Source organism: Pseudomonas sp. JY-Q (assembly GCF_001655295.1).
GTDB lineage: Bacteria > Pseudomonadota > Gammaproteobacteria > Pseudomonadales > Pseudomonadaceae > Aquipseudomonas > Aquipseudomonas alloputida.
This window is the reverse complement of record NZ_CP011525.1, coordinates 3,830,450-3,851,563: the sequence shown is the minus strand read 5'-3', so window position 1 is coordinate 3,851,563 and position 21,114 is coordinate 3,830,450. Positions and strand designations below refer to the sequence as shown.

The window sequence follows — 21,114 nt, the reverse complement described above, 5'->3', positions numbered from 1 at the left end:
GCCAGGCGCGCAGCGGCATCATCATTTAAGGAGACAGGCAATGACTTCCGTTTTCGACCGCGACGATATCCAGTTCCAGGTAGTGGTCAACCACGAAGAGCAATACTCGATCTGGCCCGACTACAAAGCCATCCCCAACGGCTGGCGTGCCGTGGGCAAAAGCGGCCTGAAGAAGGACTGCCTGGCCTACATCGATGAAGTCTGGACCGACATGCGCCCGTTGAGCCTGCGCCAGAAAATGGCTGAAGCTGCCGCCCAGTGACCGTGCTGAACCTGCTGTGCCTGCCGTACTCCGGGGCCAGCGCCATGGTCTACAGCCGCTGGCGGCGCAAGCTGCCGGCATGGTTGCAGGTACGCCCGGTAGAGTTGCCTGGGCGGGGGGCGCGCATGGCCGAGTCGCTGCACACCGACATGCAAGTGCTGGCTCGGCAACTGGCCAGCGAGCAGCGACTGGCGGCAAGCGCTCCTTATGCGCTGCTCGGCCACAGCCTGGGCGCTCTGCTGGCCTTCGAGCTGGCCCATGAGCTGCAGGCATTGGGCTGCCCGGCGCCGCTGGCCTTGTTCGCCTGCGGCACCGCGGCACCTACCCGGCGTGAGGACTACGACGGCAACAACTGGCGCGAGCCCAAGAGCGACGCCGAGCTGATCAGCGAGTTGCGCGCGCTGCAAGGTACGCCTGAGGAAGTGCTGGCCAACGCTGAGCTGATGAGCCTGACCTTGCCGACCTTGCGCGCCGATTTTCTGTTGTGCGGCACTTACACATACCGGCAGCGAGCGGCGTTGCAGTGCCCACTGCATGTGCTGGGTGGCGTGGATGACCGGGCCAGCGATGAGCAACTGCAGGCATGGCGCTGTGAAACCCACGGCGCGTTCTCGCTGCAGATGTTCCCGGGTGGTCATTTTTTCATCCATGAGCAGGAAGACCGTGTGCTCGCTGCGCTGACCGCGTCGCTGCAACCGCTTCGGCTGTCCGCCTGATTGACGTCACCGCTTGCCTGGGGGAGGCTAGGGTTTTTCCCAGGCAAGAGGCAGACAATGCTGATCGATCCACTCAAGGCCACGCTACTGGTCGTCGACATCCAGGAAAAACTGATCGGTGCCATGAGCGACCCCGAAGGCACTCGGGCACGGGCCCGCTGGTTGCTGGCGGCGACTGCCGAGCTGGCGCTGCCGACGGTGATTTCCGAGCAGTACCCCAAAGGCCTGGGCCATACCCTGACCGAACTGCTGGCCGCAGCACCGGCAGCCGAAGTGGTGGAAAAAAGTCACTTTTCCTGTGTGGCTGCCGAGTGCCTGCCGGCCAGTTTGATGGCGCGCGAGCAGGTGATCGTCTGCGGCATGGAAACCCATGTCTGTGTGCTGCAGACCGTGCTCGGCCTGCTGGCGCTGGGCAAGCAAGTGTTTGTGGTCGAGGATGCCTGCGACAGCCGCACCTCGGCCAGCAAGGCCGCAGGCCTGGCGCGCATGCGTGCCGCCGGCGCGCAGGTAGTGACCCGCGAGATGGTGCTGTTCGAATTGATGGGCAGTGCCGGGCACCCGCAGTTCCGCCACATCAGCAAAACCTATCTGGTCGGTGAACAGCCCTGAACGGCCGGTTACTGGCCATTTCGGTGATGGCCCTGGCGCTGTTGCAAGGCTGTGCCGGGCGCCGGGAAGAAGCGCCCGAAGCGGACCCGGCCAAAATCCGTGCGCAGCTCCTGCGGCTGTTACCCGCCCAGGTCAAGGACCGCGAGGGTTGGGCCAACGATATCCAGGCAGCCTTCGAAGCCCAGCGCATAGCGCCCAGTAAAAGTAACCTGTGCGCAGTGCTGGCGGTGACCGAACAGGAGTCGACCTTCACTGCGGACCCGCAGGTGCCCAACCTTGGGCGTATCGCCCGCCAGGAGATCGACCGCCGCGCTGCGCGTCTGCATATTCCCAAACTGCTGGTCGACGGTGCGCTGAAGACGCCGTCGGTCAACGGCAAGAGCTACCAGCAGCGGTTGCAGACGGTGCGCAGCGAAAAGCAGTTGAGCGAACTGTACGACGAAGTCGTTGCTCGCGTGCCGCTGGGCAAGACCTTGCTGGGCGGGCTGAATCCGGTGCACACCGGCGGGCCGATGCAAGTCAGCATCGATTTTGCCGAAAAGCATGCGAGGGATTACCCCTACAGCCATGAAGGCACGATTCGCCAGGAAGTGTTCAGCCGGCGTGGCGGCATGTACTTCGGTATTGCCCACCTGTTGGGCTACCCGGCCAACTACGAGCGCCAGCTTTACCGTTTCGCCGATTTCAACGCGGGCTGGTACGCCAGCCGCAATGCGGCATTCCAGGCGGCATTGAGCAAGGTCACGGGGGTGAAGCTGGCACTGGACGGCGACCTGGTGGCGCCAGGGGCGATCATGCCGGGGACGACTGAACTGGCCGCGCGCAAGCTGGGGGTGAAGCTGGGGCTGCGTAACCCGCAGATCCGAAGCCAGCTGGAGGAGGCCGACAGCCTGGCGTTCGAGGACAGCAAGCTGTACAGCGGGGTGTTCGCCCTGGCGGATGCCAAAGCCGGCAAACCGGTGCCCCGCGCAGTGTTGCCGGGCATCGAGCTGAAGAGCCCGAAGATTACCCGCAAGCTGACCACGGCCTGGTTTGCCGGGCGGGTGGATGAGCGCTATCAGCGGTGCATGAAGCGTTAGCCTGGCAGCAACCGCGATCCTTGAGCGGGTTTACCCGCGAATACGGTGGTGGCGGCAACGGCGAACGGCGGGTGGAACTTGGCCAGCAGGGCCGGCCTCTTCGCGGGTAAACCCGCTCCTACACGACGGCCTGCGCCCAACCACCGACGCGTGTCCAATGTAGGAGCGGGCTTGCCCGCGAATACGGGCGAAGCCCGTGCCATCCACCGCGCAGGCCTGTCCGATCAGCGCCCGCCCAATGCCCCAACCACTTGGTCAACGCTGGCTTTGAGCCCCGCAATCGCATCTTCAGGGTCACTCTCCACCACCACCAGCTTGGCCCCGGCCGCCTTGATCACCTCGGCCACTGCCGCTTCAGGCTGACGATGGTCCAGCACCAGCGCCACGTCCTGCGCCTTCAGGTTCTCCCCCAGCGCCTTGAGGGCCGCCGCATCCCATTCGGCCGGCAGTGGCTGCTCGACCGCATCCAGGTTCAACCCGTTGACCAGATATCCCAGCCTCTCCGACAGGCTCACCACCGTCAGGTTGTCGACTTTGGCCAGCCGCGTCTGGCTGCTGGCCGAAAGCTCCAGCAATTGGCGTTTGAGCCCTGCCAGGTTGCCCTGGATCTTTGCCTTGTCGTCCGGCGCCAGGCGCTCCAGATCATTGGCCACCACGTCGGCCATGCGTCCGAGGTTGGTCGGGTTGAGCCAGGGGTAAGCACCATAGGCATCGTCACCGTTCACCGCAATGCCCGGCAGTGCGCCATCCACCGGTCGCGCGGCATCGATCTCGACAATGCGGATATTGCTGCGTCGGGCCATCGGGTACAGCGGGTCGTCACGCCAGATCGAACGCACCCCGATCACCGCATCTGCCTGCTGGACGGCCTTGTGCAGGCCTGCGCCACCACGCCCGCTGAAATACGACGGTTGGCGGCTGGCAGGCAGGTTGGCCGGTGCTGCCTGCTGAAGCCGCACCGCAGTGCCGTCGAGCAGGGCGCTGGCCAGGCTGTGGGTGACGGGCAGGGTCGTCAGCACTTGCGTGGCGAAAGACAGGGACGGCAGGCCGGCCAGTGCCAGCGCCAGGGTCAGGTGTTTGAAGTTCATGCCGGGTTTCCTTGCAGGCGGGGAACGAGGGCGCGGGCCAGGGCGGCCAGGGCAAAGCAGATGCCGGCGACCAGGATGATCGCGGCCCCTGACGGCACCGGCAGGTCGAAAACGATCGGCAGCAAAATACCGAGCAGAGTACTGATGGTGGCAATCAGCACCGACAGGAAGAAAAAGCCCTTGAGCGACTGACTGACCAGGCGAGCGGCGGCGGCCGGGATGACCAGCAGCGCACCGACCAGGATGGCCCCGATCACCTTCACCGCAGCCACGGTCACCAACGTCACCAGCACCACGAACAGATAGTCCAGGGTCTTCACCGCTACCCCGCGTACAGCCGCCAGCTGCGGGTTGAAACTGGCCAGCATGATGCGGTTGTACAGTGGCAGCGCCAAGGCCAGCACCAGCGCCGCGACGATGCCCAGCACGAGCAAGTCCTGGGCGCTAACGGTCAGCACCGAGCCGAACAGCACGTTCTCGAGGATGTGCACGTTGATCTTGCCCGCCAGCATCAGCAGCAGGCTGGCGCCCAGCGCCAGCGACACCGACAGGAACACGCCAATCAGTGTGTCCGGCGACAGCCCGGTACGGTTACGCAGGAAGTTGAGCAGGATGCCGAACAGCAGGCAGTAGCCGAACAGGCTGCCGTAAGGGCCGGTATAGGGCTCACCCAGCAGGATACCGATGGCCACGCCGGTCAGCGCCGCATGGCCGACCGCTTCGGAGAAGAAGGCAAAGCGCTTGACCACCACCAAGGTACCCAGGCCGCCCAACACCGGGCCGATCATCAGGCCGGCCAACAGGGCGTTGACCACGAAGCCGTAGGCCAGCGCCTCGGGCAGATAGCCGGCAGTGGCCCAGTCCTGGACCGTTTGGCGAAAGATTTCAAAACTCATCAGGCAAGGCTCTCGCTACGCGGGTGAACGGAGAACAGGCCGAGCAGACGCTCCGGGGTCAGGGCCTGGGCAGGCGGCGCATCGAACAGCACCTGGCGGTTCAGGCCTGTTACCCGGTCCGCCAGACGCAACACGGCTTCCAGGTCGTGCTCGATCCACAGAACGGTAGTGCCGGCCTGGCGCCAGCCCTGCAATAACTGTTCGAACACCTGGATTCCGGCTTCATCGAGGGCCGACATCGGTTCGTCCAGCACCAGCAACTGCGGCTCGGGGATCAGGCCCTGGGCCAGCAGCACGCGCTGGCGCTCACCGCCGGACAGTGCACCCATGCGCCGCGTGCGCTTGTCGAGCATGCCAACCTGAACCAAGGCTGCATCAATGGCTGGCTTCACGCGCCGCGACAGGCCGAGGAAGGCCGGGCGGCGCTGGCACATGGCGGCCATGAAGTCGTCCACGGTCATGGGCAGGCCGCGGTCGAACTCCAGTGCCTGCGGCACGTAGCCAATCACTTCGCGCTCACCAGGCCAATGCAAGGTCAGCTGGCCCTGGTGTGGCATCTGCCCGAGCAGGGTCTTGATCAACGAGCTCTTGCCGCCGCCGTTGGGGCCGACGATGGCGTGCACGCTGCCTGCTGCCACGCTGAAACTGACCTGTTCGAGGATGCGCGTACGCCCCAAGGTCAGGTCGATGCCAGTGAACTCGATGCGCGGCCCGCAGGCTGTCACCCGCTTGGCGGCAGCGGTCATGCGCGGTTCTCCTGAATGGCGCGGACCACGGTGTCCAGGTTGCGCTTCATTTCCACCTCGTACTTGTCCTTGGTGTAATCGCCGTAGGAGATATGCGTCAACGGATACAGGCGTACGCCGGACTCACGCTGAATGGTTTCGACATAGGCCGACGGGAAGTCCATTTCCGAGAAGATCACCCGCACGTCCAGTGCCTTGAGCTGGTCGATGGTTTTTTTCAGCTGCGCCGGGCTGGGCTCGATGCCATGGGCCGGCTCGACGACGGCGGTCACCTCCAGACCGAAGTCGCGCACCAGGTAGTCATAGGCAGCATGGATGGTGGCGACCCGGAACGTTGCGCCAGGGGCTTCGGTGACCTTGGCCAGGGCCTCGGCACGCAGGGCGCGCAGGCGCTTGGCGTAGGCACGGGCGTTTTGCGTGTACAACTTGGCGTTGTCCGGGTCGAGCTTGCCCAGTTCACGGGCGATGTTGTTCACCTGGGCGATGGTGGTGCTGATCGACAGAAAGGTGTGCGGGTTGACCACCTTGCCGGCACCGCGCGCGGCGATGCCAGTGGCCGCCAGCAGCGGCACGTTCTGATTGGCTTCGATAGTGGCAATGTCGGGTTTTTCGCTGGTGGCGATCATGCGGTCTGCGAAATCGTCATGGCCAACACCGTTGAGCACCACCACGTCCAGCGTGCCGATGCGCTTGATGTCCTCGGCCCGCGGCTCGTAGGCGTGCGGGTTGAAGCCCGCCGGAATCAGGGGAACCACCTCGGCCTTGTCGCCGACAATATTGCTCACGTAGCTGTAGTAGGGGTGCAGGGTGATGCCGATTCGCAGCGGCTTGCTGTTATCGGCCAGGGCCATTGCCGGCAGGGCAAGGGACAGGAGCAGGGCGAGGGCGGAGCGAAACATGGGCGGGTCCTTGGGTTCAGTGACGGTGTTCGCGGGTGACCCCGGCGTCGTAGTGGCTGACCACTTGTTGCCAGCCAGCCGCGATCAGGGCGGCCTGGCCGAGGTCGTCCGGGATCACGGCGGCGCTGTCGCGGCGCAGCCAGATATCGGCTTGGCCTGTGCTGTCGGGTGGCAGGATCAGCAGCAGGCTGCCGGCCACTTCCGGGGCCTGGCTGCGGCCCAGGTAGGCGCCGGGTTCCAGCCATGACCATTGGTGGCCGCCACGGCTTTGGCTGCCGGCATCGACCACGAACGGCGGCAGGCCTTCTTCGGCCAGGGCCTTTACGCTGGGCGTGACGGCGTTTTCTTCGCGCAGGAGCTTGATCTCGTCGAAGGCTACCCGCAGGTCGGTGTACAGGCCTTGCTCGGCGGCGGTGAGGTCGCGGCGGGCGTCGATCTGGTGGCTGGCGATGGCCTGTTCGTCCTCGCGTTCACCGCGCAGCAGCACCACGCTGGCGGCGAGCACCACGATCAGCAAGCTTGCCAGCAGCACGTACAGGGTTTCGTGCCCGGCACCGGCCGGGCGAATGACGTGGGCGCGGCTCATGGCTGGTCGATATCGGCGTAGTCCACTTCCACCACGTGCCCGGGGCCAGCATCGAACAGCACGTAGAATTCGCCGTCCGGGCGTTTGAAGGTCAGCGTCGAGTCGTCGCCAAGCTTGCCGCCGACCAGCACCTGTTCGTCATAACCGATCACGTCCAGGGTCACTCCGGGGGCACCGCTGCCGTCCGAGAAACCGCCGGTGCACTTGACCTGGCCGCTGGCCAGTTCTTCGCATTCGCACATCGGGTTGTGCGCCAGCGCAGGGCCGGCGACCAGTACCAGCAAGGGCAGCGCCAGGGTGCGCATCCGGTGATTCATTTGTTTTCTCCTTGTTTCTCGAGCCATGCCACAGTGGCTGGCGATGCCTTGGTCAGGGGGATCGACGCCTGGTGCATGCTGCCGTCCCAGCCTTCCAGGGTGATCCAGATGTGCGCGTCGGGTTTGGTACGCGGCGGAATCGGCAACGAGGTGCCCATGTTGTAAGGTGCACCGAAGAAAATGGTGCCGGCGGCGCGCAGGCTTCTTGGCTTGCCGATGCGCAGGTAGGCTGCCTTGACGTTTTTTATGCAGGCCTTGCACAGCGATGCATTGAACGATTTGAAGTAGCCGGCGGGGCCGTCGGCGTGTGGCGCCTCGTCACGCAGTTCCGCAAGGTCGAGGCTGTAAGGGCCGACCTGGATGTCACTGATCACGTTGGCGCCAAGGCCGGCGTCGCCGCGGAACAGCCTGGCGTCGGCGAAGTACTTGGGCATGAAGCCCAGCGGGATCAGGATCAGCAGGATGTTCAGGTGAAAACGCCACTTCAGCCAAAGCTGCTTCAGCGGGCTGGCGGGCAGGGCCTGGGCCTGGCTCATGAATGGATCTCCACGGTGGTTTCACTGTGTACTGCACGCGGAGCGCGCTCGCTGCGCTTGAGGGCCGCGGCGGTGGCCTGGGCGGTGCGCTTGGCCCAGATCAGCAGGCCGCTGAGCACCATCAGGGTGAGGATCAGGCCGAAGAAGAACCACACCAGCTTGATCGGCAAACCGCCAAAGTCGCCGGTGTGCAGCGGGCGCATGGACTCGGTGACGAACTCCAGGGCCGAACGGTCGCTGATCAGGAACTGGCTGTCGACATTGCGTGTGTACGGATTGACCGACGCACTCTGGAACATCAACGGGTACCAGCCCGGGCCAGACAGCATGACGTGGCTGTAGGCAGTGGCGGGGAGCGAGATGGAGGTCACTTCCAGCCCTGGGATCGCCAGCCCGGCAAGGCGTGCCGCCTCATCCAGGTCGATGCGCGAGGCGGGGCTGCCATCTGGCGTTTGTGGCACTTCCTCACGGGCGATCACCGGCACGATGGGCTGGCTGGAAAGGGTGATGTGGTTGTCAGACAGGATCGCCTGGATCAGGAACCAGGTGCCGGTGATGGAAATGACTGCAATGAACCAGATTGACCACACCCCGGACAGACGGTGCAGGTCACCCCAGAAAATTCGCGGACCATGGCCGGTACGCACGGGTTTGAAAAAGCCTTTCCAGAACTTCTTGTAAACCACCAGGCCGGTGACCAGCGAGGCCAGCATCGGCAGGCCGAGCAGCGAGACCAGGTACCAGCCCCAGCTGAAACCGTTGGTGAACGGCACCAGCCACCAGCCGTGCAGGGCGCGGGTGAAGGCTTCGAAGTTGAAGTCCGGGGTCTTGCCCTGAATGGTTCCGGTGTAGGGGTTTACATACAGCGTCGGGCGGGTGCCGTCAGGCAGGGTGACATTGGCTTTCACCGCGAAGTGCGAACCATCTGGCTGGCTCAGGCGCTCCACCACCATGTCCGGCTCGGCCTTGTTCAAGGCCTCCAGTACCTGCTGAAAGCTCATGCGCTCGGTGTCCGCGTCTGGCTTGTTGGCGCGCACAGCCGAATCGGCGAGCCAGACGATTTCCTGGCTGACCACGGCGAGCATGCCGGTGAAGCAGACGATCAGGACAAAGAACCAGATCGGCAAGGCGAGCCAGCTGTGGACCAGGAACCACAGCTTGGATTTGGATTTTTTCGGTGATTGGGCCATCAGACGGTCTTCTGCTATGGGTGGTCGAGCGTGTGCCAACCAAAGAGTGCTGTACTGATAAGGACGAATGAGAATCGAAAACCTGCAGGTTTAAATGAAAGCAAATGTTTCAAAGCACAAACACCGGACTGCGCACGAGGTACCAGTCCGGCCTTGATGGCTGGTTGTAGAGAGGGGTCAGGCGCGGGTCAGTGCCACGGCTGCTTGGGGCTTTTCGTGCAACTGCTCCAGGTCCTGGTACAGCGCTCGGCCAATTTCCGCAGCGCGTGCCGGCAGGACCGAAAGCAGGGTGTCACTCAGGCCGTGGCTGTTTTCGCAGAAGCCCTGCAGGTACACCGAGGCTTGCAGGTCCGGGCTGGCCAGTACGCGGTAGTTGCGGTCGACGCTGAAGTCCTCCAGGTAATCGGCCAGCGGCGCCAGCAATTCACGGTGCGAGCGGCGCTCGTAACCGGTGGCGAGGATAACGGCATCGTAGCGGTGGGTTTGCTGCTGGCCGGTGGCGAGGTCGCGCAGGGTCAGTTCCAGGCCTTCGCGGGTGGCCACCACCGCTTCCACCTGGCGCCGGCACAGCACGTTGTGGCGGTGCTGATGGGCAACCTTCTGTCGGTAGAGGATGCCGTAGATGCGCTCGATCAGGTTGAGGTCGACCACCGAGTAGTTGGTGTTGTGGTATTCGCCCAGCAGTTTGCTGCGCTGGTCGGCCGGTTCGTTGTAGACCAGGTCGGTATAGTCGGGCGAGAAGATCTCATTGACGAAGGGGCTGTCGTCGGCGGGCTTGAGGGCCGAGCCGCGCAGAATCATGTCGACCTTGACTGACGGATAGCTGTCGTTGAGGTCGATGAACGCCTCGGCGGCGCTCTGGCCTGAGCCGATCACGGCAATGCGCATGGGTTTGCCAGCCGTGCACGGCAGTTTGGTCAGGCTGCTCAGGTACTGCGAGTGGTGGAAGACTCGCGGGTCGTCCTTGAAGGCGCCGAAGTTTTCCGGAATTTTCGGCGTGCCACCGCTGCCCACCACCACCGAGCGGGTGGCGCGGCTGTATTCGCGGCCTTGTTTGTCACGCGTGATCACGCACAGGTGTTGGACCCGGCCTGCATGCATGTGCGGTTCGATGCGCAACACTTCCTGCCCATACACCGCCTGGGAGGCGAAATGCTCGGCGGCCCAGCGCAGGTAGTCGTTGTACTCCAGGCGGCAGGGGTAAAAGGTGCCGAGGTTGATGAAGTCGGCCAGGCGCTGCTTCTGGTGCAGGTAGTTGACGAAGCTGTAAGGGCTGGTTGGGGTACGCAGCGACACCAGGTCCTTGAGGAACGAGATCTGCAACTCGCTCTGGGTAGCCAAGGTCTCGCCGTGCCAGTGGTAGTCTTGCTGCTTGTCGATGAACAGTGCGTCGAGTGCATGGCCCCGGGATTCGGCGAGTTCTTCCAGGGCGATGGCCAAGGCCAGGTTGGAGGGGCCGAAGCCCACGCCGATCATGTCTTTGATGGTTTCCTGCTGTGAAGACTGGCTCATGGCTGCGATTCCCTGAATGTCGAATATGGACGCCCGCCGGGGCTCCGGCTCCTGCGCAAGTACATGAGTTGGAACGAGCCAGCCGAGGGGGAATTTAAGCGGGCTAAAGAACAGCGTGAGGCGGCCGATGTGTTGGTTACGGCAAGGACCAATTTTTCAGGCAGGGAATCAACATGAGCGGTATCACGGCAAGCAACCTGATGATCAATGGTGTTTCAGCACAGACGCTAAGCGCGAACGCAGCAACCGAGCGTGAACAGGCGAAACAGGCCGATGAGGCGGTGGGGCCGTTGAGCATAAGCAGTGACAGCAGGAAGGTGTCGGCGGGTAGCCAGGCGCAGTCCACCGACACTGAAGGCAGTAGTGAATCGGGGGCTGTGAGCGAGCTGCGTCAATTGATCAAGGATCTGCAGAAGCAATTGGCAGAGGAACAGAAACAGTTGGCTGCATTGCAGAACAGCAAGATGGACGAGACTGCGAAAGCAGCAGCGGTTGGTGCCAAGCAGGCGAGCGTTGCTACCCTCAATGGGCAGATCATGGCGGCCACGGCGCAGTTGCTGGAACTGTTGCAGCAAGAGGGCGGCAGCAGTGCGGGAGGCATGGTCAGCGCTACGGCCTGACTGGACATGCACAGGCCGCTGTAGGAGCGGGTTTACCCGCGAATGGGCCGGCCCTGCTGGCCAATTTCCACCCGCCGTTCACCGTTGTCGCCGCGACCGTATTCGCGGGTAAACCCGCTCCTACACCTATCGAGGGTGGACACACATTGGTGATTGGGCGCAGGCCGTCGTGTAGGCGCGGGTTTACCCGCGAACACGGGCGAAGCCCGTGCTATCCACCGCGTTGTCTGTTTCGCGAACACGCCCGCACGTTCCAGGATATGGCGGTCATTCGGCCGCCAACCGCCCCTTGTTCTGCCGGTCGGCCTTGTACTGCATGGCCACCGCCGGTGCCGGCTTGGCGGTACCGGTTTCCAGCCATTGACGCATGCGGCTGGCATCGGCGAAGTGGGTGTACTTGCCGAAGGCATCGAGAATGACCATGGCCACCGGGCGGTTATCCATGCGGGTCAGCAGTACCAGGCAGTGCCCGGCCTCGTTGGTGAAGCCGGTCTTGGTCAGCTTGATATCCCAGTTGCTTTTGTTCACCAGGTGGTCGGTGTTACGGAAGCCCAGGGTGTAGTTGGGCTTGCGGAAGGCGACGGTCTTTTCGCGGGTGGTCGACAGCTCACTCAGCATGGGGTACTTGCGCGAGGCCATCAGCAGCTTGGCCAGGTCGCGGGCAGTGGATACGTTCTGCGTCGACAGGCCAGTCGGCTCAACATAGCGGGTGTGGGCCATTCCCAGGCTGCGGGCTTTGGCATTCATTGCCTTGATGAACGCCGGATAGCCGCCGGGGTAGGCGTTGGCCAGGCTGTTGGCCGCACGGTTTTCCGACGACATCAGGGTAATCAGCAGGGTTTCGCGGCGGTCCAGCTGGCTGCCCAGGCGCACGCGCGAGTACACGCCTTTCATCTCCGGGTTGTTGGCAATGGTCATGGTGAGCATTTCATCCATGGGCAACTTGGCATCCAGCACCACCATCGCCGTCATCAGCTTGGTCACCGAAGCGATCGGCACCACGCGGTCGGCATGGCTTGAATACAGCTCCTGGTTGCTGTTCAGGTCGATCAGCAGAGCGCTGCCTGAAGCCAGATGCAGTTTGGAGGGGTCACGTTGAACCTGGGCCGGGGGTTGTGCAGCAGCAGTCGACGGAAGGGTCGCGGTACCTGTGAGCAACAGCAGCAGGCTGAGGATGGACAGGGATGTTTTCACGTTGAGGCTCACTAAAAGTTGGTATGTCGTTGGCTGTGCAAGGGTTTTCCCCCTAAAACCGATGCATTTTGGAGTATGGCTGAATTGCTGTCGAATGCCTTATGCCTAAAGGGCGCAAAGTGAACGATATTTAATCCTGTACCCATTACGTTCTTTTCCAGCTTCGCCAGTTCCGTCCAATCGTTGGCAGAATTCAACCACTTGGCGTAGGTCGAGAGAAGCACCTGCACCGAGCGCCCAAGCTGCCAAGCAGTGAACGCTGGATTTGTGGTGACGAGCCAGAAGGTTGGAAGATGAATGGCGACTCCGTCGAGACGCGGCGCTTCTGCTTCGAGCGGTATTGCGCGATCTCTCTGGCCCTTGCCAGTGCGCCAAGAGCCCGGCTGTTCAACATTACGGTGCGGGTGTATTTCGTCTTGGTCCGCTCGACTGCCTGCTTTTCAACCACGATCCGGCAGATGTGAGCCGTCTTTTTCTCGACGTCGACCTCATCCCGGCGCAGCGACATAATCTCGCCCGTGCGCATACCCAACCTGCGACACGCTGCTGATGACCCGATTTGCCTCAAAGGCGGTCGACCGTATCTTCAGGCCCGGTTTTCGGTACAGCTAGGCAGAGGTGCTGCTGATGGACTTGCGGCAACCCGGTGAGTTGGCAGAGGACTTGTTTGCGCTCAAGCAATGAGTGGCTGCATTCGACCTACATCTGCCTTTAAAAAAGGACAGCTAACGGCCAGAAGAGGACCGTCGAAGACATTACCTGATGGGCTGATTTGTGGAACGAGGCGGTCATCCATGTTCCGCTGCTAGCATTGATCTGAACTGAGAAATGAGCGCTGAAGATAATCCGGCTCCTTCGAACACTGCGCAGGTGAAGCTAACGGGTGCAGGGCCTGGAGCAGTTATGATGCGGTCTGCAACCACAGCTACTGCACTGCTTCGATAGCGCGTGCGCCCGTCATAACCTACGGCATTTTTTTGCAGAAATTCAGCGCTGTTCGAGGTATGAGGAACTGTGTCGAGTAGCCCGGCTCTCGCAAGTGCCAGCGTTCCACCACAGATGCCAGCAATTGTCGCTCCACTTGAACGACTAGCATGAAGAAAGTCTCGAATATCCGGAGCTTCTGTACGCTCCCAGACCATTCCTCCAATCACGACAACAACGTCCGGTTTCCAGTCCAGGCATTGTTGCAAGCCACTATCGACAGTTACAGCCAATCCGCCCTGCGAGTGGAGCGGCCCTGTAGTAGGTGCGAAAAACCTGACGTCGATCCCATAAAACGGAGACGCAGTTCCAGCAATGAATGCGTATTCCCAGTCAGCAAAACCCGGTGTCAGTATCAAACCCACGCGTGCCATCAGCCAGATTCCTCCATGAATGCCGATAGCGTACGGCGGCTTCAAACAGACATCAAGGTTCAGCTAGCGGTGCTCATAGAAGGGAGGATGATGTTCCCGGTCGCGATATTGGATTCAATATCGAAATTAAGAATACTGTGCTGCTGGCACCAGGGCCTTAGGGCAATTTGAAATTTGTCAAGTGTCGGCAAGCTTGATTGACTACGATTATGAGGGCGAAAGCGAAGCTGACGCATCTTAGATAACACGCGATTGACTCCAGACCGCCGGGGGCATTTAGTGAGCTCCTCAGACTTTGTCTTCAGTAAGTGACCGCTTTTGGCCGATAACTGTTCTCCACGAAGGACAGCAATGGGTCGATAGCGATCAGTCGCGAACGGCTGCAGACGATCCATTGCTGCCCTTAGAGGAGGACAGCTATAGGCCATAAGCCGATCAACCCTCCTGGGCATGTACCCGATGGGTAGTGTTTCAACACTGTATCGAGCTGCCATTGCTACTCATCTCAGTGAGGATCTGGGGCTTTGAGTCACTGCCACGTTGCCCTAAAATTGATCGTTCAACTCCCTACGGAAGACCACCATGAAATTAGTAAGCAGCGGACGCTTCGACGACTATCAACAAGAAATGTCACGTCGGATCATCGAAGAAATCCGACGCGCCTTGGAGCGCACAGGAGCTCCAGACGATTTGGCTCGTGATCTAACCTACGATATTGCGTTTGGGATAACATCTTTGATCGACGGAGTTTCAGATTTGAGTGTAAATGCTGAGAACGTGAACCCGGTGTTGACATTCTCCACCCGAGAGAATGAACTTGAGTTCGCAGGCGGCAACTCTTGGATGCATGAGTATGTCGCCAAACTGATTGCTGAGTCGTTTTCAGAAGCCAAGCAGTGACGTACGCGCAACCGGCCTGAACGGCGCAAGCAGCAAACGTGTTGAAAACTGCCAGTCATTACTGGCAGCTATCGACCCATAGCAGTCCTTCAAAGAGGATAACTGACAGCCGCAAACCGCCGCTACAGAGTACTCAGCAGCGGTCATTACCAAATCATGATTAGATTCTCTGGCCCGTGGAGCACCATTGCTTCAGGCCCTGTCCAGGCGCCAGGGTGCACATTGACATGGAGAGTACCTCTATCTAAGGTCAATACAATAACGTCGGCCTCTTCGTCTGCACGTATTTCTTTAAGCGCACAGTCAATGAGATCGGAAAAGATTAGACCTTCAAACCGACAAGGGTTATATACAGACAACACGGCGCCGTCCACAAAAACTAGCTGGAGGTAGTCATCGATTTTTAGAGCGTCACTGACTAATAGATACGGCAATGCGGACAACCATTCCTTGATGGGGGAATCGGGCGTCTGCTTAACCATGAAGCGCCGCCTCGACAATGCTTTGGACTCGGGCCATCGTTATACCGGTGTATTGCTCTACAGAAAGGGGGTGGACTGTATGATCAAATAAGATAAGTGGACGCTCACCCAAAGGCATAGTTTGAACTTGAATTTCAAGACCCAACGTTGACGGCTCGTAGGGCAAATTGCTCTGCAGCCACCCGCAGTACGGCGGTTCGGCTTCCCTGCCATCACATTCCCACAGCTCACACATTCGAAGAAAATTGCTTTCGCTCAATGAGATCCATGCCAACCAGGCAAATGGACCGACACCGTCGGTTACAGGAATGAGAATACGTCCTAGGACGAAGAAATGCTCGCCATCAATCACGCATTGATCAGATGACAATTCGCCTCGTTCATCTCGCTCGGTCTCTGGTATTGAGTACCAAAGGTCTGGCGCGCTCGGGCCAAAGCACATCGGCAACTCATCGTGCGGCTTGCCGCAGGTGTTACATATAAAACCGCTCACAGTGACTTCCATGTTTGTAGAGAGCCTAACGGGTGAATACCGCACAAGAGCGTTATTCAGCATGCTCGCAAGCCTACACGGCTAAACCCGGTACGTGAACATATTTGACTGTTGGTTCAGGGGCAGACGTGACCCGATGCCCCCTTTCGCTACCAGGCGATGACTATCGGCAATCGGTGGCGGGCACTGGTCAGTCATGACTTCTCTTGGTCGACAGGTGTCCGCGATGACCGTCCGCTTTGGGTCGACAGCGGACGGTGGGAGGTGGGTGTAGCTGACGACCCAGGACGGATCTTGGTTGGCTGAACGCCTGGATGGGGGAATAAAGCTGTCTAAAACCGCCCGAAAGCGTCTCGGTTTTATTGGGCCAAAGTCGCTGAAACGGGCTGAACCCTATTAGACAGGCCAGATGCTCAGGCCGCTTGCGGTGCGGTCTGAGGCTAGATACCCACGCTACTGCTGCATTGCCGGGATGTGCTGGATGGACGTACAGCCGGCGCGTACCAATTTTTGTACCAATAGTGGGATGCAGTTCAGCGAAAAGTTCCGGTATTGAGGTTCTCGCCCGTGTCCGGTGATCTGATATAAAACCTTTCTGGACAGGGTAAGCGCACACTTGATGTAGCTCAGAGCTTCTGAGCATTGAGAGGTGCGTATGACCATAGATAGGGATGGAATGGATTGTGATCAGCAGGTTAGCAGGCCGGCTGAAAACAATGGTCCGCCAGGCGGTCAAGACTCGGAAGGTAAACGGGAGCAGCCCGAGGATCGCGACGATTCCGCACATAATCGGCCCTTTCGAGGCAGGCAGAGATCAGGCCCGCCGGACCCATCGCGGGCATCCAATGCCGAGCGTTATAGTTATCACAAGCGCCCACTGGAGTAACTTCCAGTACATTGTGTAAAGGCTGGCGGAAGTACTGTTCAGCCCAGCTGATAGAAGCCCAGCCCCGCGCTGGGCTTTTTGCATTCATGCGACGCCCTGAGGGATTTTGATAGCAGGGCTGGGCATCGACGTTCAGCGATGGATGAGCGAGAGTTCGCTGATGATGCAGATCGAGCCGTCCTCGGCGGGGGTTGCGTCGGTGTAGTCGACCTGGTTGTAGACCCCGCCGTGGAACTCGAACAGGTGCGAAGCCCAGGTACTGTCGAGCTGCGAATCGCCCGACGAGGCGGATACCCCGTTGCATTCGGCCGTCACGGTTACCACGCCTTCAGACGTGGTGTGAATGCTGATGTGGAACGTCGCACCCAGTGGCACCCCCTTCAGGACTGTGGAATTCACCGGGTCGGTCTGGTTGAAGGTGCGTCGAAACCCCAGTGTGATGTTGCCCTTGTTCCAGAACACCTTTACTGGCGGGCCGTCATCCCCGCGTACGTGCATCTGGGCGATGACCACCTTCTGCGCCGAGTTGACCTTGGTCAGCGTCATGGTCTGGCGATTCCAGTGATCCTGGGCGCTGGCCAGCGTCCAGTCTTGCGTTTCTGTCCATTCGCAGCGTGTCCTGTGGGTGCTTTTGCTCGAAGCACCTTTGGTTGGGGCTGAGAACTGGATCGAGCCATCGCTGAGCACTGTCACGATGCTGGGAAAGCGGGCAATCGCTTCAGCACCGTTCAGCTCCAGAGCAACGGGGTTGGTTGAGGAGACGGCTACCGGCGTGGCGATGGTGAGGTGGCTGATATCTACGGCCATGGGGAACTCCTGGCGAAAAGGTTTGAGTGGCATAGCCGCCGTACAAGCGACGGCCGAACACAAAGTTAGCCTCAAGCTAAAATACGGTCAATAGCTTATGGCTAAATTAATTTCGCTTCACGGGAAATTACCTGCTGGCGAAATTTTTCCGCAGTGGGGGCTTTACGCAGGATTTGGCGGTGAGATAAGCTTTCGCCGAGTACTGTACGAATATACAGCTATCGGGATGAGAATATGGCTAGCCACATGAAGTCGGAAACCCAACAGCGCCAGGAAATGACCGGAATAGAGCGGCTTAGCCTGCGGGTATCGTCAATGATCAACCACCCGCTCGCACAGACGCAGCGCTGGGTAGTGGTGCACCGTCTGGATACCGACGGTGAAGCGGAATGGGAGGAGGTGATGGGCCAACTGCTGGAAATGCCCGAGTTGCAGCTTACGTTCAATGATGACGCCAGCGTGACGGTGCGATGGGCGCGCAGTAGCGTGGAAGAGCGTGATGATTTTATCGTCGAGCGCGACTGCGAGGCTCAGGTCGAGGAGGCTGCACCGTTCTGAGCTTCAGCAAAAGCCCGCCGGTCAGGGCGGGCTTCGGTTTATACAAGGTGGGCATTCCACACCAGCAGGACCCTGGCCTGTATGTAGGTCTCTTCCCGACGAATCATGCGGTCTTTGTGCCGCGAGTTGTCCGAGATCATCTCGAAGTGGTCCTCGTCTGCGATCTGTAGCCGCTTGATGTAGATGTGGTCGCCCCAGGAAAAGAAGTAGATGCCATCGCCGACGAACTCTCGGATGCTGACGTCGACGATCAGCGGGTCGCGGTGCCTGATGGTCGGCTCCATCGACTGGCCCCAGCCGGTCACCATCTTCAGGTGATGGTGCTCGCTGAACGTCACGCCCAGTTCGCGCAGGTGGCTGGGGCTGACGCGAACGTCCTTGAACATCTCGGGGTAGTCGTGGGGGATCTGGCCGCCGCCCATGGCTGCCCGCACGTCATAGTGGGCAATCCACACTTCGTCACCGACCAGGCCGGGGCGCAGCGGCTCGGCTTCCAGCAGCGTGGCATCTGCAGGCTCTTGCGCCGCAGCCAGCAGCCTTTGCCGGGTTTCTTCAGCGATACCTTTGCCGCTTCGGGCAAGCATCTGTTTGACCAGGTCGGCTGCAGAGAGCTTGTTGTCACCTGGCTCGACAGCCGCCTGTGCGTGTTCGCCTGGCGACAGCGCGTCGAACCAGCCCCGTGGCAAACCTTCGATGCCCTCGATGCGGCGGGCCACGTCATCGCCCAGGTTTTTCACGGTCTTGTCGGAAAGGATCTGGCTAAGGTGTGCAGGCGCCATCCCCCAGCGCTCTGCGCAGGTGCCCTTTCTCTGGCTGCCGATCAGCTTCACCAGGTTGTGCTTGCGAATTTGGTAGATGTCCATGGGGTGAAGCATGCCAGTGTTTAGCTTGCTGCTAAATGTGCGCATGGCTAAATCTGCTCTTGTGGTGTTGTTAGCTGTAGGCTAAATTAAGCGCGCAAACAAGGAAAGCTAGCGAGACATTTTTCTCCAGGGCTGATCACATCATCATCTGTAATGAGGTTCACATGGATCCGACCGACCTCGGCCCGGGCACCGTCACTTGGCTGGGCGGTACGGGGACTGTACTGCTGGGAGCGTTTCTGTGGCTGCGTAAATGGTTGTCGAGGGATGCAGTCGACCGCGCGATGGACAACGCTGAAATTGCCGTCATCCGCCACCTGACAGAGCTGCTGGACATCGAACGGGATGCCCGAAGGGAGGCGCAGGCAAAAGCTGAACTGCTCGCCAAGGAACGAAACGAGCTGGTGATGACCGTAGGCCAGCTGCAAGGCAAGGTCATGGTGCTGACCAGCAAGCTGGGCAGTAGCGGCCAAACATGAGGTGGCAGCCCGGGCGATCTGTGAAGAAAAAAAGCCCGCCAAATTGGCGGGCGACAAGGGCGTAGGGAGCAACGCACAACAAATTCGGTTCAGGCAGCCAAAGTACCTGGTTGCAATTGTTCGGCCAGTGCCTGGGCTGAAGCGAGCGTCGGCATCGGGCCGCTCACGGCTTCACCGTTGCGAACCAGGTACCAGCACGCCAGCAGGCCCTGCTCACGCAGTGAGGCGGGAACGGCGCTACCGACAACGGACATGATCTGGATAGTGGCCATGGGGACCTCCTGTGAAACATGGCTCTACCATACGCAGCAGCCGGGATTGTTTGAAATCAACTTCCTCGATAGTGATCATTGCTCCTATCAACCATTACCAGCGCGGTGGCCCGTAGTACACCGGTGGCGGCCCATAATAGGTGCGGTAGCCCGGTGGCGGTGGGGGTGGTGCGTAGTAGGGCTGGTAGTACACCGGCTGTGGTGGCGGTTGTACGTACACCGGCGGCGGCGCGTAATAGACCGGCTGGCGTTCGACATACACTGTGCGGTCATGGCCGCCATAAACCGTCGCCCCAACCACGGCGCCGACCACAGCCGCACCCAGCAGTGGACCCGGCCCATACCAACCACCGTGCCCATGGCCGCCATAGCCGCCGTGAGCTGCTGCAGGCCCGCTGATGGCCAGGGCGCCGACCAGCAGGACGATTCCGGGAATGAGACGGTTCATAAAGCAACCTCGCAGGAAAACCCCACGTCCGGGGCCCTGTTACTATGACTCCGGTCTCTGTCAGCTGAGCACAGGGGAACGGTAAAGGTTGTGTAAGGGGCGACCAGTGGTTGACTCTGTTACGCTGAATAAACGTTTCAGTTATGACCAAGGAGCCTGCTATGCCGACAACTCCAAGCCGGGACACCGTGCTTTGCATCTCTCTGGCCGGTCGCCCCGGCACCTTCGGCGTGCGCTTTCACAACCACCTGTACCAGCAGTTGGGCCTGGACTTCTACTATAAGGCCATGCGCACCGATGACCTGCCGGCGGCGGTGGCAGGGATCCGCGCCTTGGGTATTCGCGGCTGCGGGGTGTCGATGCCGTACAAGGAAGCCTGCATGGCTTTGGTCGACGAAATTGATCCCTCGGCGGCGGCCATCGACTCGGTCAATACCCTTGTCAATTGCAATGGCCACCTGAAGGCCTACAACACCGATTACCTGGCCGTGCGCCAATTGCTGGTTCAGCATCAGGTCGATCCGGGCACGGCCTTTGCCCTGCGAGGCAGTGGGGGCATGGCCAAGGCCGTGGCCAGCGCCTTGCGCGATGCCGGGTTTGCCGAAGGCATCATCGTTGCACGCAACGAGCAGGCCGGGCGTCAGTTGGCGGATGTCTGTGGTTATCGCTGGGTGCCAGAGCCAGGCGACCTCTGCCCGCCGATGCTGGTGAACGTGACGCCGATCGGTATGGCAGGCGGGCAGGAGGCAGAAGAGCTGGCGTTTCCCGAGCACGCCATCGCGGCGGCGGAGCGGGTGTTCGATGTGGTGGCAATGCCGGCGCAGACGCCGTTGATTCTCCGGGCTCAGGCGTTGGGCAAGCCGGTGATCACTGGGCTGGAGGTCATTGCGCTGCAGGCGCTGGAACAGTTCGTGTTATACACCGGGGTAAGGCCGACGCAGGCGCAGGTGGATGCGGCGGTGGCATACGCGCGGGCTAGCTAGTTAATGCCACCCCCTTCACAGCTTCGGCGGCGAAGGGGGTACAGGCGAAACCCGGATCAGAACACCTCGTGCCCGTTATCCAGCTGTTTGTCGACCAGTGCCCGGCCATGGGCCAGCGACACACGCTGCGCATTCTCAAGGTCGGAGAAGAACTGCATGGGCATCGACATGCGCTTGCTGGTGTGCCCGTCAGGTGCCGTGATCAGGCAGCCGGCGGCATAGGGCAGGGGGGAGTCGGGATGGGGCATCACGCTGGCAGTGATGGTGTGCTCGCGGTATTCACAGTGAAGAGATTGCATCGTCCTTACCTCGCTGTGGCATGTGAAGCAGTTACC

28 protein-coding genes and 1 pseudogene are annotated in these 21,114 nt (G+C 60.7%); 10 read left to right on the top strand and 19 right to left on the bottom strand.

The window, feature by feature from the left end:
- Nucleotides 1–40: 40 nt before the first annotated feature.
- Genes AA098_RS17490 through AA098_RS17475 form a run of 4 tightly spaced genes read left to right on the top strand, consistent with a single transcriptional unit; the run spans nt 41 to nt 2,666 of the window.
- Nucleotides 41–262, top strand: coding sequence for an MbtH family protein (locus tag AA098_RS17490; RefSeq protein WP_003256222.1), 222 nt, complete (start codon nt 41–43; stop codon nt 260–262).
- Nucleotides 259–978 (top strand): thioesterase II family protein, encoded by a 720-nt coding sequence (locus AA098_RS17485; protein ID WP_064614834.1) that lies wholly within the window; start codon nt 259–261, stop codon nt 976–978. Before AA098_RS17490 ends, AA098_RS17485 begins: the two co-directional genes overlap by 4 nt.
- A 57-nt stretch (nt 979–1,035) precedes the next feature.
- Complete coding sequence (locus AA098_RS17480) at nt 1,036–1,587, top strand: isochorismatase family protein (RefSeq protein WP_064614833.1); 552 nt, start codon at nt 1,036–1,038, stop codon at nt 1,585–1,587.
- A 26-nt stretch (nt 1,588–1,613) separates the two neighbouring features.
- Nucleotides 1,614–2,666 (top strand): DUF1615 domain-containing protein, encoded by a 1,053-nt coding sequence (locus tag AA098_RS17475; RefSeq protein ID WP_064614832.1) that lies wholly within the window; start codon nt 1,614–1,616, stop codon nt 2,664–2,666.
- Between the two features lie 224 nt (nt 2,667–2,890).
- Here the strand turns inward: AA098_RS17475 and AA098_RS17470 are convergent, their stop codons facing one another.
- The 9 genes from AA098_RS17470 to AA098_RS17430 all read right to left on the bottom strand — a co-directional run bounded on the left by AA098_RS17470 (nt 2,891) and on the right by AA098_RS17430 (nt 10,436).
- On the bottom strand, nt 2,891–3,754 hold the full coding sequence (locus tag AA098_RS17470) for a metal ABC transporter solute-binding protein, Zn/Mn family (RefSeq protein ID WP_064614831.1): 864 nt from the start codon (nt 3,752–3,754) through the stop codon (nt 2,891–2,893).
- The gene (locus AA098_RS17465; RefSeq protein ID WP_003256215.1) at nt 3,751–4,650 is read right to left on the bottom strand and encodes a metal ABC transporter permease; all 900 of its coding nucleotides are present in this window, start codon (nt 4,648–4,650) and stop codon (nt 3,751–3,753) included. The genes AA098_RS17470 and AA098_RS17465 overlap by 4 nt, the downstream gene beginning before the upstream one ends.
- Nucleotides 4,650–5,396 (bottom strand): metal ABC transporter ATP-binding protein, encoded by a 747-nt coding sequence (locus AA098_RS17460; RefSeq protein WP_019751012.1) that lies wholly within the window; start codon nt 5,394–5,396, stop codon nt 4,650–4,652. Before AA098_RS17460 ends, AA098_RS17465 begins: the two co-directional genes overlap by 1 nt.
- On the bottom strand, nt 5,393–6,295 hold the full coding sequence (locus AA098_RS17455) for a metal ABC transporter substrate-binding protein (RefSeq protein WP_003256213.1): 903 nt from the start codon (nt 6,293–6,295) through the stop codon (nt 5,393–5,395). Before AA098_RS17455 ends, AA098_RS17460 begins: the two co-directional genes overlap by 4 nt.
- Nucleotides 6,296–6,311: 16 nt before the next feature.
- Nucleotides 6,312–6,881: a DUF6162 family protein gene (locus tag AA098_RS17450; protein WP_064614830.1), complete on the bottom strand. Its 570-nt coding sequence runs from the start codon at nt 6,879–6,881 to the stop codon at nt 6,312–6,314.
- Nucleotides 6,878–7,198 carry a hypothetical protein gene (locus AA098_RS17445; protein WP_064614829.1) on the bottom strand — a complete coding sequence of 107 codons (321 nt, stop codon included), beginning with the start codon at nt 7,196–7,198 and terminating at the stop codon, nt 6,878–6,880. Before AA098_RS17445 ends, AA098_RS17450 begins: the two co-directional genes overlap by 4 nt.
- Nucleotides 7,195–7,734: a hypothetical protein gene (locus AA098_RS17440; protein ID WP_004576035.1), complete on the bottom strand. Its 540-nt coding sequence runs from the start codon at nt 7,732–7,734 to the stop codon at nt 7,195–7,197. Before AA098_RS17440 ends, AA098_RS17445 begins: the two co-directional genes overlap by 4 nt.
- A complete protein-coding gene (locus AA098_RS17435) occupies nt 7,731–8,924 on the bottom strand; it encodes a PepSY domain-containing protein (RefSeq protein ID WP_064614828.1) in 1,194 nt (397 codons plus the stop codon). The genes AA098_RS17440 and AA098_RS17435 overlap by 4 nt, the downstream gene beginning before the upstream one ends.
- Before the next feature lie 177 nt (nt 8,925–9,101).
- A complete protein-coding gene (locus AA098_RS17430) occupies nt 9,102–10,436 on the bottom strand; it encodes a lysine N(6)-hydroxylase/L-ornithine N(5)-oxygenase family protein (RefSeq protein WP_064614827.1) in 1,335 nt (444 codons plus the stop codon).
- Between the two features lie 173 nt (nt 10,437–10,609).
- Here AA098_RS17430 and AA098_RS17425 point away from each other — a divergent pair, with 173 nt between their 5' ends.
- Nucleotides 10,610–11,056 carry a hypothetical protein gene (locus AA098_RS17425; RefSeq protein WP_064614826.1) on the top strand — a complete coding sequence of 149 codons (447 nt, stop codon included), beginning with the start codon at nt 10,610–10,612 and terminating at the stop codon, nt 11,054–11,056.
- 267 nt (nt 11,057–11,323) lie between these two features.
- Here AA098_RS17425 and pbpG read toward each other — a convergent pair whose 3' ends face one another.
- Nucleotides 11,324–12,250 (bottom strand): D-alanyl-D-alanine endopeptidase, encoded by a 927-nt coding sequence (pbpG, locus tag AA098_RS17420; RefSeq protein WP_064614825.1) that lies wholly within the window; start codon nt 12,248–12,250, stop codon nt 11,324–11,326.
- A gap of 193 nt (nt 12,251–12,443) precedes the next feature.
- Entirely contained in the window at nt 12,444–12,758 is a 315-nt protein-coding gene (locus AA098_RS29860) for a hypothetical protein (RefSeq protein WP_232535909.1), read from the bottom strand.
- Between the two features lie 17 nt (nt 12,759–12,775).
- Here AA098_RS29860 and AA098_RS29855 point away from each other — a divergent pair.
- A pseudogene (locus AA098_RS29855) lies at nt 12,776–12,931 on the top strand (DNA polymerase V subunit UmuC); the annotation flags it as partial.
- A 107-nt stretch (nt 12,932–13,038) separates the two neighbouring features.
- On the opposite strand, the gene AA098_RS28580 reads toward AA098_RS29855, so the two are convergent.
- Complete coding sequence (locus AA098_RS28580) at nt 13,039–13,608, bottom strand: DJ-1/PfpI family protein (protein ID WP_080756727.1); 570 nt, start codon at nt 13,606–13,608, stop codon at nt 13,039–13,041.
- Nucleotides 13,609–14,190: 582 nt separating this feature from the next.
- Between AA098_RS28580 and AA098_RS17410 the strand changes: the two genes are divergently transcribed.
- Entirely contained in the window at nt 14,191–14,508 is a 318-nt protein-coding gene (locus AA098_RS17410; RefSeq protein ID WP_041166978.1) for a hypothetical protein, read from the top strand.
- A gap of 146 nt (nt 14,509–14,654) precedes the next feature.
- On the opposite strand, the gene AA098_RS17405 is transcribed toward AA098_RS17410, so the two are convergent.
- The 3 genes from AA098_RS17405 to AA098_RS17395 all read right to left on the bottom strand — a co-directional run bounded on the left by AA098_RS17405 (nt 14,655) and on the right by AA098_RS17395 (nt 17,176).
- Entirely contained in the window at nt 14,655–14,990 is a 336-nt protein-coding gene (locus tag AA098_RS17405) for a hypothetical protein (protein WP_064614824.1), read from the bottom strand.
- On the bottom strand, nt 14,983–15,495 hold the full coding sequence (locus tag AA098_RS28575) for a DUF2199 domain-containing protein (RefSeq protein WP_082431501.1): 513 nt from the start codon (nt 15,493–15,495) through the stop codon (nt 14,983–14,985). The genes AA098_RS17405 and AA098_RS28575 overlap by 8 nt, the downstream gene beginning before the upstream one ends.
- A gap of 1,006 nt (nt 15,496–16,501) precedes the next feature.
- The gene (locus AA098_RS17395) at nt 16,502–17,176 is read right to left on the bottom strand and encodes a polysaccharide lyase family 7 protein (protein WP_004576028.1); all 675 of its coding nucleotides are present in this window, start codon (nt 17,174–17,176) and stop codon (nt 16,502–16,504) included.
- 234 nt (nt 17,177–17,410) lie between these two features.
- On the opposite strand from AA098_RS17395, the gene AA098_RS17390 reads away from it, so the two are divergent.
- A complete protein-coding gene (locus tag AA098_RS17390; RefSeq protein WP_033726573.1) occupies nt 17,411–17,734 on the top strand; it encodes a DUF1654 domain-containing protein in 324 nt (107 codons plus the stop codon).
- 38 nt (nt 17,735–17,772) lie between these two features.
- Here the strand turns inward: AA098_RS17390 and AA098_RS17385 are convergent, their stop codons facing one another.
- Entirely contained in the window at nt 17,773–18,597 is an 825-nt protein-coding gene (locus tag AA098_RS17385; protein ID WP_019751052.1) for a S24 family peptidase, read from the bottom strand.
- A gap of 164 nt (nt 18,598–18,761) precedes the next feature.
- Between AA098_RS17385 and AA098_RS17380 the strand changes: the two genes are divergently transcribed.
- Nucleotides 18,762–19,076, top strand: coding sequence for a hypothetical protein (locus tag AA098_RS17380; protein ID WP_003256195.1), 315 nt, complete (start codon nt 18,762–18,764; stop codon nt 19,074–19,076).
- 89 nt (nt 19,077–19,165) lie between these two features.
- Here the strand turns inward: AA098_RS17380 and AA098_RS17375 are convergent, their stop codons facing one another.
- Both AA098_RS17375 and AA098_RS17370 read right to left on the bottom strand, forming a co-directional pair.
- A complete protein-coding gene (locus AA098_RS17375) occupies nt 19,166–19,348 on the bottom strand; it encodes a hypothetical protein (protein WP_003256194.1) in 183 nt (60 codons plus the stop codon).
- A gap of 94 nt (nt 19,349–19,442) precedes the next feature.
- Entirely contained in the window at nt 19,443–19,796 is a 354-nt protein-coding gene (locus tag AA098_RS17370) for a hypothetical protein (RefSeq protein ID WP_003256193.1), read from the bottom strand.
- Nucleotides 19,797–19,957: 161 nt separating this feature from the next.
- Between AA098_RS17370 and AA098_RS17365 the strand changes: the two genes are divergently transcribed.
- On the top strand, nt 19,958–20,779 hold the full coding sequence (locus tag AA098_RS17365) for a shikimate 5-dehydrogenase (RefSeq protein ID WP_003256191.1): 822 nt from the start codon (nt 19,958–19,960) through the stop codon (nt 20,777–20,779).
- Nucleotides 20,780–20,835: 56 nt separating this feature from the next.
- Here the strand turns inward: AA098_RS17365 and AA098_RS17360 are convergent, their stop codons facing one another.
- Complete coding sequence (locus AA098_RS17360; protein ID WP_003256190.1) at nt 20,836–21,078, bottom strand: hypothetical protein; 243 nt, start codon at nt 21,076–21,078, stop codon at nt 20,836–20,838.
- Nucleotides 21,079–21,114 lie beyond the last annotated feature (36 nt).

What these genes read in the sequence shown, in the direction of transcription:
- AA098_RS17395 (WP_004576028.1), bottom strand. Translation starts at nt 17,176, where the DNA reads ATGGCCGTAGATATCAGCCACCTCACCATCGCCACGCCGGTAGCCGTC.
- AA098_RS17440 (WP_004576035.1), bottom strand. Translation starts at nt 7,734, where the DNA reads ATGAGCCAGGCCCAGGCCCTGCCCGCCAGCCCGCTGAAGCAGCTTTGG.
- AA098_RS17480 (WP_064614833.1), top strand. Translation starts at nt 1,036, where the DNA reads ATGCTGATCGATCCACTCAAGGCCACGCTACTGGTCGTCGACATCCAG.
- AA098_RS17450 (WP_064614830.1), bottom strand. Translation starts at nt 6,881, where the DNA reads ATGAGCCGCGCCCACGTCATTCGCCCGGCCGGTGCCGGGCACGAAACC.
- AA098_RS17430 (WP_064614827.1), bottom strand. Translation starts at nt 10,436, where the DNA reads ATGAGCCAGTCTTCACAGCAGGAAACCATCAAAGACATGATCGGCGTG.
- AA098_RS17460 (WP_019751012.1), bottom strand. Translation starts at nt 5,396, where the DNA reads ATGACCGCTGCCGCCAAGCGGGTGACAGCCTGCGGGCCGCGCATCGAG.
- AA098_RS17465 (WP_003256215.1), bottom strand. Translation starts at nt 4,650, where the DNA reads ATGAGTTTTGAAATCTTTCGCCAAACGGTCCAGGACTGGGCCACTGCC.
- AA098_RS17410 (WP_041166978.1), top strand. Translation starts at nt 14,191, where the DNA reads ATGAAATTAGTAAGCAGCGGACGCTTCGACGACTATCAACAAGAAATG.
- AA098_RS17365 (WP_003256191.1), top strand. Translation starts at nt 19,958, where the DNA reads ATGCCGACAACTCCAAGCCGGGACACCGTGCTTTGCATCTCTCTGGCC.
- AA098_RS17490 (WP_003256222.1), top strand. Translation starts at nt 41, where the DNA reads ATGACTTCCGTTTTCGACCGCGACGATATCCAGTTCCAGGTAGTGGTC.
- AA098_RS17360 (WP_003256190.1), bottom strand. Translation starts at nt 21,078, where the DNA reads ATGCAATCTCTTCACTGTGAATACCGCGAGCACACCATCACTGCCAGC.
- AA098_RS17445 (WP_064614829.1), bottom strand. Translation starts at nt 7,198, where the DNA reads ATGAATCACCGGATGCGCACCCTGGCGCTGCCCTTGCTGGTACTGGTC.
- AA098_RS29860 (WP_232535909.1), bottom strand. Translation starts at nt 12,758, where the DNA reads ATGTCGCTGCGCCGGGATGAGGTCGACGTCGAGAAAAAGACGGCTCAC.
- AA098_RS17435 (WP_064614828.1), bottom strand. Translation starts at nt 8,924, where the DNA reads ATGGCCCAATCACCGAAAAAATCCAAATCCAAGCTGTGGTTCCTGGTC.
- AA098_RS17425 (WP_064614826.1), top strand. Translation starts at nt 10,610, where the DNA reads ATGAGCGGTATCACGGCAAGCAACCTGATGATCAATGGTGTTTCAGCA.
- AA098_RS17380 (WP_003256195.1), top strand. Translation starts at nt 18,762, where the DNA reads ATGGATCCGACCGACCTCGGCCCGGGCACCGTCACTTGGCTGGGCGGT.
- AA098_RS28575 (WP_082431501.1), bottom strand. Translation starts at nt 15,495, where the DNA reads ATGGAAGTCACTGTGAGCGGTTTTATATGTAACACCTGCGGCAAGCCG.
- AA098_RS17455 (WP_003256213.1), bottom strand. Translation starts at nt 6,295, where the DNA reads ATGTTTCGCTCCGCCCTCGCCCTGCTCCTGTCCCTTGCCCTGCCGGCA.
- AA098_RS17390 (WP_033726573.1), top strand. Translation starts at nt 17,411, where the DNA reads ATGGCTAGCCACATGAAGTCGGAAACCCAACAGCGCCAGGAAATGACC.
- AA098_RS17375 (WP_003256194.1), bottom strand. Translation starts at nt 19,348, where the DNA reads ATGGCCACTATCCAGATCATGTCCGTTGTCGGTAGCGCCGTTCCCGCC.
- AA098_RS17385 (WP_019751052.1), bottom strand. Translation starts at nt 18,597, where the DNA reads ATGGACATCTACCAAATTCGCAAGCACAACCTGGTGAAGCTGATCGGC.
- AA098_RS17475 (WP_064614832.1), top strand. Translation starts at nt 1,614, where the DNA reads ATGGCCCTGGCGCTGTTGCAAGGCTGTGCCGGGCGCCGGGAAGAAGCG.
- AA098_RS17470 (WP_064614831.1), bottom strand. Translation starts at nt 3,754, where the DNA reads ATGAACTTCAAACACCTGACCCTGGCGCTGGCACTGGCCGGCCTGCCG.
- AA098_RS28580 (WP_080756727.1), bottom strand. Translation starts at nt 13,608, where the DNA reads ATGGCACGCGTGGGTTTGATACTGACACCGGGTTTTGCTGACTGGGAA.
- AA098_RS17405 (WP_064614824.1), bottom strand. Translation starts at nt 14,990, where the DNA reads ATGGTTAAGCAGACGCCCGATTCCCCCATCAAGGAATGGTTGTCCGCA.
- AA098_RS17370 (WP_003256193.1), bottom strand. Translation starts at nt 19,796, where the DNA reads ATGAACCGTCTCATTCCCGGAATCGTCCTGCTGGTCGGCGCCCTGGCC.